The sequence below is a fragment of the Paenibacillus sp. FSL E2-0190 genome (genome assembly GCF_037992965.1).
Lineage (GTDB): Bacteria > Bacillota > Bacilli > Paenibacillales > Paenibacillaceae > Paenibacillus_AQ > Paenibacillus_AQ odorifer.
Genome location: NZ_CP150306.1, coordinates 2561454 through 2578116, shown reverse-complemented (window position 1 = coordinate 2578116; position 16663 = coordinate 2561454). Strand labels below are relative to the sequence as shown.

General features: G+C 42.4%; 11 protein-coding genes. 3 read left to right on the top strand and 8 right to left on the bottom strand.

The annotated features are described in order from the left end of the window. Positions 1 to 14: 14 nt before the first annotated feature. From NST25_RS10980 to NST25_RS10960, 5 genes are all read right to left on the bottom strand, one after another. On the bottom strand, positions 15 to 1532 hold the full coding sequence (locus NST25_RS10980) for an ABC transporter substrate-binding protein (protein ID WP_076129999.1): 1518 nt from the start codon (positions 1530 to 1532) through the stop codon (positions 15 to 17). A gap of 85 nt (positions 1533 to 1617) precedes the next feature. Further along, a complete protein-coding gene (locus tag NST25_RS10975) occupies positions 1618 to 2541 on the bottom strand; it encodes a carbohydrate ABC transporter permease (RefSeq protein WP_038569957.1) in 924 nt (307 codons plus the stop codon). A gap of 18 nt (positions 2542 to 2559) precedes the next feature. Next, entirely contained in the window at positions 2560 to 3489 is a 930-nt protein-coding gene (locus NST25_RS10970) for an ABC transporter permease subunit (RefSeq protein WP_076129998.1), read from the bottom strand. A gap of 281 nt (positions 3490 to 3770) precedes the next feature. Further along, entirely contained in the window at positions 3771 to 5345 is a 1575-nt protein-coding gene (locus tag NST25_RS10965; RefSeq protein WP_076195203.1) for a response regulator transcription factor, read from the bottom strand. Beyond that, complete coding sequence (locus NST25_RS10960) at positions 5320 to 7158, bottom strand: sensor histidine kinase (RefSeq protein ID WP_175617386.1); 1839 nt, start codon at positions 7156 to 7158, stop codon at positions 5320 to 5322. The genes NST25_RS10965 and NST25_RS10960 overlap by 26 nt, the downstream gene beginning before the upstream one ends. 250 nt (positions 7159 to 7408) lie before the next feature. Here NST25_RS10960 and NST25_RS10955 point away from each other — a divergent pair, with 250 nt between their 5' ends. The 3 genes from NST25_RS10955 to NST25_RS10945 all read left to right on the top strand — a co-directional run bounded on the left by NST25_RS10955 (position 7409) and on the right by NST25_RS10945 (position 12595). After that, positions 7409 to 10555 (top strand): alpha-mannosidase, encoded by a 3147-nt coding sequence (locus NST25_RS10955; RefSeq protein ID WP_339190526.1) that lies wholly within the window; start codon positions 7409 to 7411, stop codon positions 10553 to 10555. A gap of 167 nt (positions 10556 to 10722) precedes the next feature. Continuing rightward, complete coding sequence (locus tag NST25_RS10950) at positions 10723 to 11913, top strand: pectin acetylesterase-family hydrolase (protein WP_175617385.1); 1191 nt, start codon at positions 10723 to 10725, stop codon at positions 11911 to 11913. Between the two features lie 46 nt (positions 11914 to 11959). Continuing rightward, the gene (locus tag NST25_RS10945; RefSeq protein WP_076129994.1) at positions 11960 to 12595 is read left to right on the top strand and encodes a TetR/AcrR family transcriptional regulator; all 636 of its coding nucleotides are present in this window, start codon (positions 11960 to 11962) and stop codon (positions 12593 to 12595) included. 2 nt (positions 12596 to 12597) lie between these two features. On the opposite strand, the gene NST25_RS10940 is transcribed toward NST25_RS10945, so the two are convergent. From NST25_RS10940 to NST25_RS10930, 3 genes are read right to left on the bottom strand one after another with little or no spacing between them, the layout of a single operon-like run. Next, positions 12598 to 13950, bottom strand: coding sequence for a HAMP domain-containing sensor histidine kinase (locus NST25_RS10940; protein WP_280752742.1), 1353 nt, complete (start codon positions 13948 to 13950; stop codon positions 12598 to 12600). Further along, entirely contained in the window at positions 13947 to 14624 is a 678-nt protein-coding gene (locus NST25_RS10935) for a response regulator transcription factor (RefSeq protein WP_076100805.1), read from the bottom strand. Before NST25_RS10935 ends, NST25_RS10940 begins: the two co-directional genes overlap by 4 nt. 59 nt (positions 14625 to 14683) lie before the next feature. Continuing rightward, the gene (locus NST25_RS10930; protein WP_248549223.1) at positions 14684 to 16657 is read right to left on the bottom strand and encodes a serine hydrolase domain-containing protein; all 1974 of its coding nucleotides are present in this window, start codon (positions 16655 to 16657) and stop codon (positions 14684 to 14686) included. Positions 16658 to 16663 lie beyond the last annotated feature (6 nt).

Genomic DNA, 16663 nt, shown 5'->3' with positions numbered 1-16663 from the left:
TTACGTTCATTAGCTTATTTCTTTGTCTGGTTCCACTCATCAAGTTGCTTTTGAACTTCTGCAATGACTTTATCAAGTCCAGCTTCTTTAAATTTCTTCGCTGCTTTTGGCAGATATGTTTTAGGATCAACAGAACCTGTGTATAGCGCTGGCATAAATTCTTTAGTTACGTTGTTGATAGCCGCTACTTCTGTTTTTACAGGTGTAGGATCAAATGCAAAACCGAAGGTAGGGGCTTCTTTTGAAGAATCATTAAACTTCTTGAAAGCATCCCATTTATCAGCAGGGTCATCAGCATGCAGATAAGTCAGTAACATGTTCCCAAGTGTGAAGCCTGGCATTGCATAGCTATCTTGCATAGCTGGCAGATCTTCAATGACATTGTCGGAGATTTTCTTATAATGAGTGCCTTCAATACCATAGTTGAGCAAATTGCGTAAGTACTTATCTGTATTCAAAAGATTCAAGAACATCATCGCGCGCTCAGGATCACCTGAGGTTACGGAAATCGCGTGCATCGAACCTGCGGCGGACTGTGTATATACATAAGGCTCATGCATAGGCGAAGTTACAATTTCATAACCTGCTGAACGAGACCAACCTTTTTCTGCATAAGGCTGTGTGATTTCGCGATCGGCAAACCATTTACCGGTCTTAATGTTATCAATACCTTCAAGTGTCGCAACGTCTGGGCGTAAGTAACCTGCTGTGTAAAGTCTACGCATCGTATCTAACGATGTTGCAAGTTCAGGTGTCTCCAGAATATTAACAACCTTGCCATCTGTGGAATCCATATAGACCCCGATAGGTAGCTCATCACCTAGTACATAGTCAAATGGCATGAATGGTTTAAAGCCTTTAGGAACAGCTAGAGGTGTAATATCAGCCGGCTCGTTCTCTTTAATCGTTTTAAGAAGTGGCTCTAGATCATCCAATGTACGGATATTGGAAATGTCCATGTTATATTTATCAACATATTTCTTATTGAAGCGCCATACCCATTGCTGTCCAAGCTCCTTATTTACAGGAACACCATAGATCTCACCTTTAATCTTAGTTCCTTCTAAGAAACGAGGGTCCAAAACTTCTTTCGTTTCCTTACCATACTTATCTAGCAGATCATTCAGACCCAAGAACGTCCCATTAGCAGCGTTACGACGGAAGTCATTTGTCCAAGAAGAGGTAAAGGCAATATCATAAGGCTCACCGGAAGCGGTGATGACTTGCATCTTCTTATCGTAATCGCCCCAATCGAACATCGTAATGTTCAACGTCGCGTTAATTTTTTCTTGGGTATATTTATTAACTTCTTTTAAGACAAGATCTAAATCCTTTTGAGGTCCACCAATTAAATACATCTTCAACTCATATGGCTTTAATTCTGATGTGTTCCCTGCTGAATTCCCTGCTGCCGCTGAATTGTTTGTTTCTTTAGCAGCATTTGTATTATTATTCGAACCACATCCAGCTAGAAGGCCAGAAAAAAGCATTGTCCCTGCAAGAGCGAGTGTTAAGCCTTTTTTCATTTTCATTTCTATTTTCCCCCTTTAGATTAATGAACGCTTTATTTATATCGATTCCTGTCCTAGCGATTCGAATAAATACATCTTAGTAGTGTTACTCCTTTAAAGAGCCCACGGTTAAGCCTTGTACAAAATACTTTTGGAAGAACGGATACGCTAGTGCTATAGGTAAGGTCGCCAGTACAACCATCGCCATACGAACGGTTTCTGTTGGCAAGGTTGCAGCAATCTCAAAGCTTGATCCCATCTGCATACTGTTCTGAATGACAAACTCCATATTATTCTGAATTCGCATCAGCATCGCTTGGAGTGGAACAAGACTCGCATCATCTATATACAGCAGGGCATTAAACCAATCATTCCAATAGCCCAGCGTACAGAACAATCCAATCGTTGCAATCCCCGGTAAAGAGATTGGAAGTACAATTTGCAGGAAGGTCCGAAACTCACCAGACCCATCAATTTTGGCAGCCTCAATGAGTGCATCAGGTACGCTAGTCTGGAAGAAGGTCCGCATTACTAGAATAAAGAATGCATTCATCGCGATGGGCAATATTAAAGCCCATATCGTGTTGTACAAATGTAAAAACTGCGTAGCCACGATATAGTTGGGAACCATTCCGCCTGAGAATAACATCGTGAAGAAGGCGAAGAAGCTGAAATAATTACGATAGCGAAATGATCTTCGAGAGAGAACATACGCATAAGTTGTTATTAAAAATAAACTAATGAGCGTACCTAGTACAGTAACCATCAAAGTAACTCCAAAGGAACGAAGCAATTGATCACCTGTGTTAAAAACAAACTGATAAGCTGCTAAACTATATTTTTCGGGTAACAAGCTAAATCCATTTAGAGCAAGTACTTTCTCATCTGTAAAAGAAATGGCTATGACAAACAAGAACGGAAACACACAAGTAAAAGCGAAGATGCCAATTATAATATTGAGTACCACATTCCATAAAGGAGTAATGGCGTTGTTGTCGATTTCTTTTGGCTTACGTTTGAATACTGCCATAACGTCACTAACTCCTTTCTAGAATATCGCATTCTCTTTGCTGATCTTTTTCACAATAGAATTCGTTACAAGCACCATGATAAATCCAACAATCGATTGATATAGACCCGCTGCTGTACTCATCCCTAGATTACCTGTCGTACTCATGCTGCGATAAATATAAGTATCGATAACATTCGTTACGGAGTATAGAACACCTGAATCCCGAGGGATTTGATAGAATAAACCGAAGTCCGATCTAAAAATACCACCAATCGCTAAAATCGTTAGCGTTACCATTAAAGGTTTAAGCAAAGGAAGTGTAATAAACTTAATCTGCTGCCATTTGCTGGCCCCATCAATCATAGCTGCTTCATAGTAGGACTTGTCGATACCCGCTATAGCCGCTAAGTAAACAACACTTGAATAACCAATTGATTTCCAAATCCCCATGAAAATTAGGATATATGGCCAAAAGCGAGTATCCCCATACCAGGAAATAGGATCGCCTCCGAAGTAAACAACCACTTGATTCAATATTCCTTTATCTACACTCAGAAAGCTGAAGGTAAAGAAACTAATAATGACCCAAGAAAGGAAGTAAGGCATAAACATCGCCGTTTGATAAACTTTAGCCATCCGTTTGTTCACAAGTTCATTTAAGGTGATCGCAATGCCCACCGCAAGAACTAAACCGAGAGAGATCAACGCCAAGTTATAAAGAATCGTATTTCTTGTAATGATATAGGCGTCCTCCGTCGAGAACAAAAAGTTGAAATTTTCAAGGCCAACCCACTTACTATTTAAAACGCTTGCAAAGAATCCATCCCGATGAATCTTGAAATCCTTGAATGCAATTACTGTTCCAAACATCGGTAAGTAGCAAAAGATCAGGAACCATAATGTCCCTGGTAATACCATAAACCAGAGTACTTTATCCTTAATTAAACTTTTGAAAAATGCAGGCATTATTCCACATCCCCCTTCTCTCTATCCCCAAACAACCCCTATATATCCCTTCGATCTTTTTCCCTCGCCCCTTTAACTACCCTTAATTCTGCGCTATAAAAGCGGTTTCATAAAGTTGAAAAACTCCAGAATCAGATGTAAAAATTAAAGATCCACAGCAGAAGGGACATTTAAAAAGTCTATTTCCCCTTAAATTTGAGCAAAAAAAAAGGAAACATTCTCGTTATCAACGTCCATGAAGCCCGTACTTGAACGTGATACTCAGGAACATTTCCTTTATTTTAGGATTTTGCTTTTTTGTACATATTCCGAAGCTCTGTCGGCGATACACCTACTGATTTTTTAAACTGGCGATAGAAATATGCTGGATCCGGATATCCTACTTCAGCTGCAATTTCGTTGGTTAGTAACGTAGTTTGAAGCAGCAATTGTCTTGCCTTTTCAATTCGAAATTGATTAACATAATCAGAGAAACTACGGCCCATTTCCTTCTGAAATAGCTGGCCCAAATAATTAGGATGCATTTCCATACGCTGACTGAGCGTTTTCAGGGATAGCTCTTCTCTATAGTGTTTGCTTACTTGATCAACCATATATCTCATATTCGGACTGAGCTCATCATTTACTAATGATAATTGGTCTAGTGTTTCTTTCACACTTTCCTGCACATGGTGCACCAATTGCTCAATAGTATGTATGCGCAGCAATGGATTAAACACGGCACTAAAATTAGAGTTTTTCTCCATTTTCTTAGCAATCAACATTAACTCAATCGCTACGTTGTAATTATCAATGCGGGTAATCATGCCACAGCCAAACAGCTTTTCGAACGTTTCTGCGATAAATTGGTTCGTAGCCTCCCGGTCTCCAGATAATAATAATTTGGTGAATTCCTCATAATCAATTTCGAGCTTCTCCTCATGCAGAACCATCTTTGATAGTTGTTCCACATCTATAATCGGGTAACCCGGTAGCATAAGATGATCAACATATAAACTCTTCGCCTTTTTATAACTATTTGGGACTTCCTGAAAAGCATGCTCCTTACTTCCTATCGTTATCCAGACAGACTTTTCTAACTCATGCATAATCTCACATTGCACTTGCTCCAGTACACAATAAAGCTCTTCTTTGTTCTCAGCTTCAGCCCGCTCAGCAATAATAAGAACAAGATCACCTTCCATATCTATAAATACAATAACGGTTCCAAGTTGCTCTAATGATTTCACAGCGATACGATAACATTCATCCATAAGCTGATTCCTATGGAGTTTATCCTGGCCCTCATCGTCATCCTGTTCGGTGATAAGCCGAATCGCAGCCACCGTAAAAAATGAACAGTCCAGTGAGATATTTAAGACTTTTGAACGGTGCTGTAGCTCCTGCCGGCCTATATTGCCAGTTACCCAGCGGTTTAGAATATTATTGCGTAGAACTTGCCAATCCTCTTTAGCATGAAATTGTTCAACATCCTCTTGATTCAGCACTTCAACAATTTGTTCAATGGTTGATTCCAACTCATGTATATTAATGGGTTTGAGAATATAATTTTCAATGCCTAGACTCATTCCAGCTTTTAAATACTCAAATTGCTCATACCCGCTCAAGATTATAAACCTCATTTTTGAATCAAAAACCTTTATTTGCTGAATCAGTTCAAGTCCCGTAAGTTTTGGCATCGTAATGTCAGTAATTAATATGTCGATCCCTTCATTATGATTGCGTAGAAATTCTAAAGCTTCTTCCCCATTAGACGCTTGTCCCGCGATTCTCAATCCATATTTTTCCCATTCAATCACTGAACGTAATCCTTCAAGAATAAGAGGTTCATCATCCACGATAAGTATATTGTGCATTATTAGTACTCTCCCTTACTACTGGTATATTCATGATGACTATTGTTCCTTTATTTACTTCACTAGCGATCGTTAATCCATATTCAGTCCCATAATAAAGTTTAATTCGTTCATTCACATTACATAGGCCTACCGAAGAAGGAGGTTCATCCATTCTCATACTGACTTGAAGCATTTGCTGTAGCTCTGTCAGCTTGCTGGCAGTAATTCCATTCCCGTTATCACTTATAGCAATTTGAATTTCCCCGCCAGATTCAGTAACTTCAATACGGATGAGATTGCCAAAACGGTCAGGTCTAAATCCGTGAACAATATAATTTTCAATGACCGGTTGGATGAGCAATTTAACGATAGAACAATTCATGGCAACTGGACTTATTTGTGATATGATTTGGAGCCTATCTTTATGTCTAATCTGAAACAACTCCAGATACAAATTGCAGTATTCAATCTCATCAGATATTGTAACGACCATGCTTTTCTTAATCATCGTTCGAAATAATGTCGATAAAATGTAAATCATCTGACCTACATCCTTCGCTCCTTGCGTAATTGCCCGCATCCTAATCGCCTCAAGTGTGTTATATAAAAAGTGTGGATTAATCTGCGATTGAAGTGCAACTAGCTCTGCATTTTTCTGCGTAAGCTCCGAAATGTACACTTTATTAATATAGAGTTCTAATCTTTCACACATATAGTTAAAGTTGTTCGCAATTAGCTGCAATTCATCTTCTCGATTTAGGTGAATACGTGTGCTTAAATCACCTTCCTGTAAGCGCTTCATAGATTTGATAATGATCTTCACTTTTTTAGAAAAACGTAAAATAATTCCGTATGTAAAAGACATTGCAGTAATAATAAGCGCTGTGGTAATCCCGATAATCCAAGTTCGAACCGTTTTCATTTCGTTGTTGACCTGTGACTTCTGAATGATCCCTGCCATAATAAGACCTGAGCTATTCGTTGTATTTAAGTTAACCTTGGAGATCCCATCCAGTGTTGTCCAGCCATCCGCATGAAGCGCATCGAGATGTGGATATCGCTGTCCCATATACCTTCCCAATGAATCATATATAACGTCACCGCTTGGGGTTAAGACCAACAATTGACCATTATTTTCTGCAACTTTTGTGCCAAGCCATTTTGAAATAAGTTCTGCGTCAAAATCTACTATGAGCATCCCGATCGTTTTCAGTGTAATCGGATCTTTAATTTCCCTAGTCATTGTATACAAATTGTTATTGTCTTCTCTTATTTCCTTAAGCACTAATTTGGTTTCATGCGAGACCCAGCCATTCTTCGGTAAGGATAACTTTTGCTTAGAACCGTCCATGTCGCTCAAGTAGAATTGTCGGGTATTATTTTTATATAAATAATAAAATTCTTTCTCTGTACTGTATAAAATAACGTCATAAATCCCGTTTTTCTGATTCAAATAGGTTTTGAAATAAGTATCGAACGTATGAGGAACGGAGCTCCCTATGTCTGCATATTGATCTAAACGGTATTTAAGATAATCCCCATAATCATTTTGCAAAAAGTAGGACAAATCCTCACTGACAGAGGCATCGCTATAAATTTGCTGGATAGCCACTTGGATGCTTTCGTACTGCTGATTCATATACAAACTTACATAATCCAGCACCTCCCGATTGGCATCTACATGTTGGCGAGTGATCGTCTGCTCATAGTATTTATATACGGTAATGGATGAGGCAATTAACGTAATTATAATGATCGAAGAGTATATAGCTAAAATTTTATTGAACAGTTTTTTCTGCAAATGGTTTTGATAAAATTTCTTTACATTCAACAAAGCCACCTTCTTTCTGAATATCACCTTTAGGATTAGAAGCTTAACATCACACTTCTTTTTCTGCAATGGAAGCGCATGCATTTTTTTATTTATATATTCTAGCGCTCCACCTTTTCTCTCCACCGAGAGTTTACAACTCACACAAAATCGTCTATAGTTGATTTCTACCCCCCAAACAAACCTATAATAACCCAAATAGATCTTAATTTCCTCGTCCCCCATCAACATATTGGAGGGGCTATTACTCATGTTTCTAACCAAACGCAAACTCAACTCCCAACTAAACGAAATTTCCGAATATCGTTACAGGGATCGTATACACATTCCTTTTTTCAACTCAATGATTGACGAACAAGGTGAAATTGCAGCCGAACCGCCCGTGGATGGAGAATGGTCTAAGCTACGAGTTGGAGATACCTGGAAAGGCCGCGATTTGTATTTATGGCTAACGACAAATATAGACGTGCCTGCCTCTTGGGCAGGCCGTAGAGTACTGGGTCGATTTGATTTTGGCGAGACGGGTGCTGGAAATAACTCCGGATTTGAATCCTTATTCTTTTTCAACGGCAAACCCTATCAAGGTGTGGATTCCAATCATACCGAAGTGTTCTTGCCAAATGAAACGACAGGCACTCAGCTTCCACTGACCTTCCGGTTATGGTCGGGACTCGAAGGTGGCGGCCCTAAAAAAGATCAGACACATGGCATTCGCATGGCTGAAATTTGTTGGCTGGATGAAGCAACGGATGATTTCTATTTTACCGCGCTTGCTGTAGTTGAGACGCTGAACGTACTCGATGCCAAAACTCCAGAATATACACAACTTATGAGTACAGTAGACCGCTCCTTTCTTCTGATCGACTGGTCTCGTCCAGGTTCAGACAACTTCTACGCTTCGATCGGGGAAGCCCGCAATTATTTGCGTGATGAAATTAACAAAATGGAGAAATCCTCACCCGTCACAGTTACCTGTATTGGCCATACCCATATTGATGTGGCTTGGTTGTGGCAATTGAAACACACCCGTGAGAAATGTGCGCGTTCCTTCTCAACCGTACTACGTCTGATGGAAATGTTCCCGGACTATACCTTTTTACAGACTCAGCCGCAACTCTATGAATATATCAAAAATGACTATCCAGAAATCTATGAAAATATTCGTGAACGTGTAGCTGAAGGACGCTGGGAAGCTGGCGGCGGCATGTGGCTTGAGGCAGATTGCAACTTGACCTCAGGGGAGTCTCTAGTCCGTCAATTACTCTATGGAACTCGCTTCTTACGTAATGAATTTGGGGTTGAATGTGACTATTTATGGCTGCCGGACGTATTTGGCTACAGCTGGTCCTTGCCACAAATTCTAAAAAAATCAGGAATTAATACCTTCATGACCACAAAAATTAGCTGGAATCAATATAACCGGATGCCACATGATACCTTTCAATGGCGTGGGATTGATGGCACAGAGGTGTTAACACACTTTATTACAACGCCTGAGCCTTGGTCCGAAGAAGATTCTTGGTTCTACACTTATAATGGCCGGATTATTCCTAAGACTGTGAAAGGAATTTGGGATACTTACCGGGATAAAGAAGTGAATCGCAATCTGTTACTTTCTTACGGATATGGCGATGGTGGCGGGGGTGTGAACCGTGAAATGCTAGAGATGCGCCGTCGGCTAAACGATCTTCCCGGTCTGCCGAAGATTGAAACAGGAACAGCGGGAGACTACTTCCGTACCCTGCAAGAAACTGTTGCAAATACAGATCGTTATGTCCATGTATGGGATGGCGAGCTTTACTTAGAATATCACCGCGGCACCTACACAAGCCAAGCCTACAATAAGCGGATGAACCGTAAGCTTGAGCTGCTATACCGTGAGGCGGAATGGCTAAATACACTGCAAAGTGTGATGACAGGTGACTGGTCGAACTATCGTCAGACCGATTTAGACGAGGGCTGGAGAATTATTTTGCGCAACCAATTCCATGATATTATTCCGGGCTCTTCGATTCGTGAAGTGTATGAAGACAGTACAATTGAGTATGCACAAGCAGAAGCAATAGGTCAGTCTGTCTGGGAGCAATCCAGTAAGGCACTTGTGAGCGGAAATGAAGCCGGTAAATATACGATCTGGAACAATGCTGCTTGGGAGCTGACAGAACTCGTAGAAATTACTGTTGAAGCCGGGATGGAAACAGGACATTGGATAAGCTCAGAAGGAAAACAACTACAAGCTCAGCGTGAAGGTGACCGCTGGATCGTTGAAGTATCTAACATTCCTTCTCTTGGATACACAACGATCTCCTTCGTAGAAGATGTGAATTCTAAGTCACTAAGCGCTCCATTCAAGCTAAATGAATCAGGAATCTCAACGCCTCACTTCGAAATTGAATGGAACGAACAAGGTCAATTAGTATCCATCTATGATATAAATGAACAAAGACAAGTATTAGCAAACGGAAGTCACGGTAACGTGTTCCAAGTGTTTGAAGATAAACCCCTAGCCCATGAAGCTTGGGACATTGACATCTACTATCAGCAAAAGAAACGTGAAGTCACCGACTGCCGCAGCATTGAAGTCATAGAAAAGGGTTCACTGCGATGTGTTGTACAATTCACATGGAGTTATATGGATTCCACGATTAAGCAGCAAATGATCTTACATGCACACCATCGTCGTATCGATTTCGTGACAAAGGTAGACTGGCATGAGCGACAACAGCTAATGAAAGTAGCTTTCCCTGTTGCAATACGAGCTACCGAAGCCACTTATGATATCCAGTTCGGTAATGTTACGCGTCCAACACATTGGAACACTAGCTGGGATTACGCTAGATTCGAGACTGTGGGGCATCAGTGGGCAGATTTATCAGATCGTGGTTATGGCGTTAGCTTGCTGAACGACTGCAAATACGGTTATGACATCAAGGATAATGTGATGCGTCTATCCTTAATCAAATCGGCAACGCACCCTGACCCTGAAGCGGATCAAGGTGAACATACTTTCACCTACTCTATCCTGCCTCATACTGGGGATTGGCTACAGGGTGACACCGTCCGTCAAGCTTGGTCCGTCAACAACCCTCTACGGAGCACCATGGGGCAAGCAGAAGGAGCATCCAAGTCGCTTATTCGCCTTTCTACTCAGACGGTTATGGTTTCTGCGATCAAGAAGTCTGAGGATGGTCAAAAATTAATCGTACGTGTGCACGACTATTCCGGAAGCCGTCAGCAAATTGATATGACTAGCGACTTGAATATTATTTCGTGGCAAGAGTGTAATCTAATGGAGCGTCCTGAAGGGGAAGTCCACACTGAACCTGTCATTACTTTTATACTTGAACCTTACGAACTAAAAACATTTGAAATTGAAGCAGCAAAATTAATAAAGTAACATACAAATAAAGTAACATACAAAAATCGGGGTGTCCCTGTAGCCATGGATCAAAGGCTGCGAGGACACCTCTTTATATATTTTCTCACGATTGTTTTATGATTTTAGGTATACACCTTGTGTAATGAGTGATCTTGACGTATACTCCGAGTAAGGGAGAGATGGATATGAGAAAAATGAGGAAAATCACAATATTCACAGGTATTGGATTATTCAGCCTTGTTTTGATTGCCATGTTTGCAATCAGCGCTTTTGTAATCAAAAGACCGGCGACTACCACCCCTGTAATTGCGGAAGTGAAGCCTTACAAGTGGAATAAAGTCACGCTAGACGGAAATGTCATATCAAGTGATGGATCAGAGTATTTTTTGTGGAATAAAAAGGGTGAAAATAATAACTGGATCATCTTTTTTTCCGGTGGCGGAGCCAGCTGGGATGCCCAAAGTGCCGCACACCCCATCAAGCTTATGAACTTTATTAAAGGTGGAGATACAGGCAACTATTTCCAGAACATCCCCTTCTATATGTTGACATTGCTGAGAGGCATGATGGATACGGATAACCCTGCCAATCCTTTTCATGGCTGGAATGTGGTCTACCTTCCCTATTCAACCGGTGACTTCCATATCGGCAACCGCAAAGTTGAATATAAAAAAGATGACGGCAGCCCCTTTACTATGCGTTATAACGGCAGCAATAATGTGCGAAGCAGCCTCGATTGGATATATGCCAACGTGGATAAACCCGGCAAACTACTGATTGCTGGCGAAAGTGCCGGTGGCTTCGGGTCCGCTTTTTGGGCTCCCGAGATCGCCTCTCATTACAAGAACTCCGAGATTTTCCAATATTCAGACAGTTCCTTCTTGAAATCAGACAAGTGGCCAAATGTTGTGAAGCAGGAATGGCAGGCAGACTTCGTGAAGAACTTCGGATATGCCCCTGAAGCGGATATCATCGGGGCAGCTTTTAAAGCGAACGGCCATCTACTTCCTGCGAATGCGATAATATTGCAATCCTACTCGGTATTTGACGAGATTCTAATCCACTTTCAGAACAACATCAACGATTACAAGGGGCCAAGAGATCAAAGTATCATTAATGAGTGGTCACACGAAATGCGGCAATCTGTTTCTTCTTTGGCAGCCACTTTACCTAATTATTATTACTATCTCACCGACTATGGACTGAACGCTAAGACGGGTACAACTCCGCACACTTTTGCCACCAGAGAGACCTTCTTTCAGGCTGAACAGGATGGTGTGAAGCTTCTGAATTGGTTAGGTGATGCGATCAACCGGCAGAACCCCTATTCAGTGGGCAGCAAATTCCTCATGAATTCGAAGCCAGCTCAGAAATAGTGCTAGAAGCAGCGGAAGAGTTGCAACAAGACAGGAGAGAAAATCAATGAATTTGCGGGAAAAGCAAATGCAAATGACAAGGGAGATCATTAAGGATACAGCGCTTAGCTTATTCTGTGCTCAAGGTATTGAGCGCACGGATATGGCACAGATTGCGGAACAAGCCGGCATCTCCCGGCGTACTTTGTATCATCATTATAAAGACAAGGAAGAGTTAGCCGCTCAAATCTATGTCCTTAATCTGGAGCGGATGTTTGGACAACTGCTGTTTGATTTTGATTTTGAACACCCTGTACAGTCATTGGAGAACATTCTCGATAAATATCTGGCATTAAGAGATCAGCAGGAAGCCCTGATCTACTATGATGCCATTTTTGGAGTTTACTACAGCACGCTTTCCAAAAATCCCGCGGAACTTCCTGACTTTAAGCAGGCTATGGAAGGCTGGTATTCACGGTTAATTCTCCTTGAGTCCATATCAGTCGCTCCGGAGGAAAAAAATAAGTGGCTGGACATTCTGCACAAGTCCACCCACCTGTATTTCATGTATTTACAAAAAGCCGTCATTATTACTCATCAGCGGGGGGGTGTGGTTACGGAGGAAGATCGGGTTATGGACCGGCAATTCAAGGATTTCATTATGTTTGGCGTACGGCAATCCAAGAATCAGACAAACCCTTAATTTCACTTATGGGGCAACCTGACGATAATCGTCGTTCCCGCTCCAACCGCACCGTCCACTTCTATGTTTCCCTGATGCAGGGAGACAATTTTTTTAACGATTGCAAGTCCCAAGCCATTGCCATTGTTGTTTCCATTCCGTGACTTGTCTATTTTATAAAATCTTTGGAATACGGCGTTGAACTCTTCCGGGGAAATCCCGATCCCGTTATCACTGATGGTGACCGATACATCTGCTGCACTGTCATCTATACTAATGCGGATGTTCCCGCCTTCAGGTGTGAACTTGATGCTGTTGCTCAGCAAATTCATCCATACTTGCTTCAGCTGATCTTCATCACCCTTAATTTTGACAGTTTCCGGCAGCTCAAGATCGATAACGATGCCTTTGGCTGACCATTGTGGCTCACAGGTCACAACGATGGTTCTAATCTGCTCGTCAAGATTGAAGGAACCTGCATTAAAGGGATGATGTTCAGAATCCAGGGAAGCGAGCTTCAGCAAATTATCACTTAACCTCGACAGACGTTCACTCTCTGCAATGATGATATCAAGATATTCAGAACGTTCCTCTTCCACGATTAGATCATTGTTCTGCAATGCCTTGGCAAAGCCGGAAATAGACGTAAGCGGTGTCTGAATTTCATGAGAAACGTTGGATACGAAATCCTGCCTCATCTGTTCCAGCTGCTTCAGCTCCCCGGCCATCTCCACATAGCTTTGTGTCAGTTCCCCTATTTCGTCTACTCGGTTTACTTTAAGCTCTACCTCGAAATCACCCTTGGCCAGCCTTCTTGTCGCATTCGTCAAAGCTTTGATCGGCTCCACCAAATATCTGGCGGCAATAAGAATGCATAGACTACCCAGTAAAAGCACGAGTAAAAGCACAAAGAGCAGCATCCGATTGACGATATTTTCGTTCTCGGCAGAATACTGCAAGAACATTGCTTGCCACTCCCCGTTAAACATAAAGGGCATCCCGATAAAGGTATCCTTATCTTTCGCGGAGGAACGATAGAGTTTTCCTTGCAGCACTTGTTTCACAGCCTCGGGGGTGATAGTGACGGCCGGACTATCCTTGAGCCCATAAAAGGTATATTCCCCGGAATGATTATACAAGTGGATAGGGTATGCAGATACCTTAACCATACTATTCAAGAACTCGTCTGTATCCTCAGGCTTGGCGTCATCATAACGGTGAATGATCTCCTTCCCCACTGTGATCATTTCATTCTGTCCCTCGTAACTTATTTGTTTCTGAAAGACATACAAACCAATGAAAAAGGAACAGATCAGACTAAAGATAATGATGCCTAGAAACGTGAGAACGACGCGTACATACAATGTCTTGATCATAGCGCAGGGATCAGCCGGTATCCTAGGCCGCGGGCCGTTTCGATTTGAAATTGCTCGTCGTTACCGCAGAATTTCTCCCTCAACCGGCTTATATGCACATCTACAGTCCGGCCGTCTCCTTCATAGTTCAATCCCCAGATTTGAGAAATCAACTGTTCTCTTGTGAAGATTTGCCTAGGGTGACTAGCCAGCAGAAACAGTAGCTCAAATTCCTTCAAAGGAATCGTTACCGGTTCTTCATCACGCGTAACCTGGAAAGTGCGGCGGTTAAGCACCACATTGCCCAACTGCACAGACTGGGAAGAAACAACCAGCGAGCGTTTAAGCAAAGCTTTTACTCGCATCACCAGTTCAAGCGGATCAAACGGTTTGGTCAAATAGTCATCCGTGCCGAGTTGAAAACCTTTCACTTTATGTGCAGATTCTCCTTTAGCCGTCACCATGAGGAGGGGAATGTTGGCATCAGAGCGCCTGATTTCTCTGCACAGATCCCAACCATCCAATCCTGGCATCATAATATCTAGGATGACGAGATCGACTCGCGAGTTCTCTATAATGGACAGCGCTTTGGTACCATCCCTGGCTTCTTTGAGGTCAAAACCTTCTTTTCGCAAAAACAAAGACATTAGCTTTCGGATGTTATCATCATCATCAGCAATAAGTATAGTAGCCACGATTGTCCTCCTCTCTTAAGCTTACATTATATATGATATATTCTTGACAAGAAACGAAGTTATCCGAACTGCCAACCCAACAGGTTCCAATAGTAGAAAAACAGAGTCATCACTACAGCCGAAAGTGCCACTAGTGTATAATGCACACGCTTGAAAGCTGTCCAGTATTTATTCTTCCAAACCAGTATAGCCGAGATTAGCAAAGCTAAAGTCAGTCCAACCAAAAGGATTGGCATAACTAAACTGAGAGAAAGCGAAAGACTGATACCGCTGAACTTCTGCATCGTATCCATGGACATAACCACCATAAATATCGTAACGAAAGATAGCAGCGCCCACCCAGCAGTTCCCGCAGATAAGCGGATGGCCCACTTTTCCGGAGGCGTCATCGCCTTGATCTTGCGTCTTGAGAAGATTAGTCCAAGCAATGCAGTGATGAAAATCAACCCCGAGCCGCCAAGTACGATAAGCCAAAACTTATTCTGATTCAAGAGTGGCGTACGCTCCAGTGGCATTTCCGGTGCCATACCTAAGAGCATATGTGTAACCTTACCGGACTCATTTGTGCGGAAGCCGATTTGTTCGGTGCCTCCCTCGAGCTGGAACAGATTCGGAGCGATTTCTCTATACAACTGTTGTTCACTACCACTTCCCAAAGATAGCTTATTGTCCTTTACCTTAACATTTAGCTGGGCAAAAAAATTGAAAAATTTATCAATATCACTGTGGTTACGGCGTGTGAATTGATAGGTTCCCGCATATTTCTGAACAGATTCTGCAGAAGTGGAGAATTCAGGCTGCTTCGCTTCAGGATCGGGATAATAGCGCTCAAAAAAGGCATGGACTAGGCCTGCCGCGGAATCACCGCCCTGACCGCCGTTATAGGAAACAAAGATACCTACATGCTTGGCAGGCACAAGATAAAACTCCGTATTAAACATGGGGTCGGAACCACCATGAGTGATTAGTCGAAGACCATTGATGCGTTTCTCAGAGAACCCCAGATCTACTCCCGGCATACGTTTATCGAATTGGTACGCCGTTGAATGCATTAGTTCTGCAGTCTCCGTTCTAAGAATCTGCTGGTCACCATATTTCCCGTTCTGCAGATGGGCAATCATAAAGTGCGCCATGTCTACTGCTGATACTGTACCCGAGCCGGCAGGACGAAAGCCTCCCTCGAAGGTAGGTGTGCCAGGAATAAAGCTACCGTTCTCACTCGTGTACCCTACAACTTGATTGGGTATGAATGACTCCGGCAAAGGCTCTACCACCGTCGAATATTTCATGTCGAGCGGATCGAAAATATACTTTTGTATATAGTCATTGTAAGGAACACCGCTGACTTCCTCCACAATCAGACCCGCGAGAGTAGCCCCGAAGTTCGAATAAGAACTCATCTCTCCGGGGGGTCTTACCCGTGCCAGCATATGCTTATTGAGTGTTTCCGAGATTGATCCCGGCAATTTGGCAGGGTCGGTAGTGATTTGATAACCCACTCCACCCTCTTCAAACCCCGCTGTATGTGTCATCAAATGGCGCATCGTGATCGGCTCAGGATAAGTAGCAGGGATCTTCAATGATTTCAGGTAGGTGTTAATATCAGTGTCCAGATCTATCTTACCTTGTTCGACCATTTGCATCACCGCTGTCCAGGTGAACAGCTTTGTTGTTGAAGCGATTCGAAACATGCTGGTTGTCGGATTAACCGGTGCCGCTTCTTCCAGATTGGAACTGCCATAACCTTTGGCCAAAATAATCTTGCCGTCTTTTACAATGGAGATAACCGCTCCCGGAATTTGCAGCCGGTTCATATCTTTTTCCATAATTCCATCAACGAAGCTAGTCAGTCCCGAGGTATCATCGAGATTGGCAAATGCTTCAATTTGCGCTGCCGGCAGTCCGGTTTGACCCGTTTGGTTCTCAGCAGAGGCCCGTTTCCCGGGAAATACCAAGCTTGCGCCAAAGCCGGCACTAATCACAGCCAATAGGGTCAGACCAGCGATCAGCCTTTTTTTCATAGGTGTCAACATTATTAT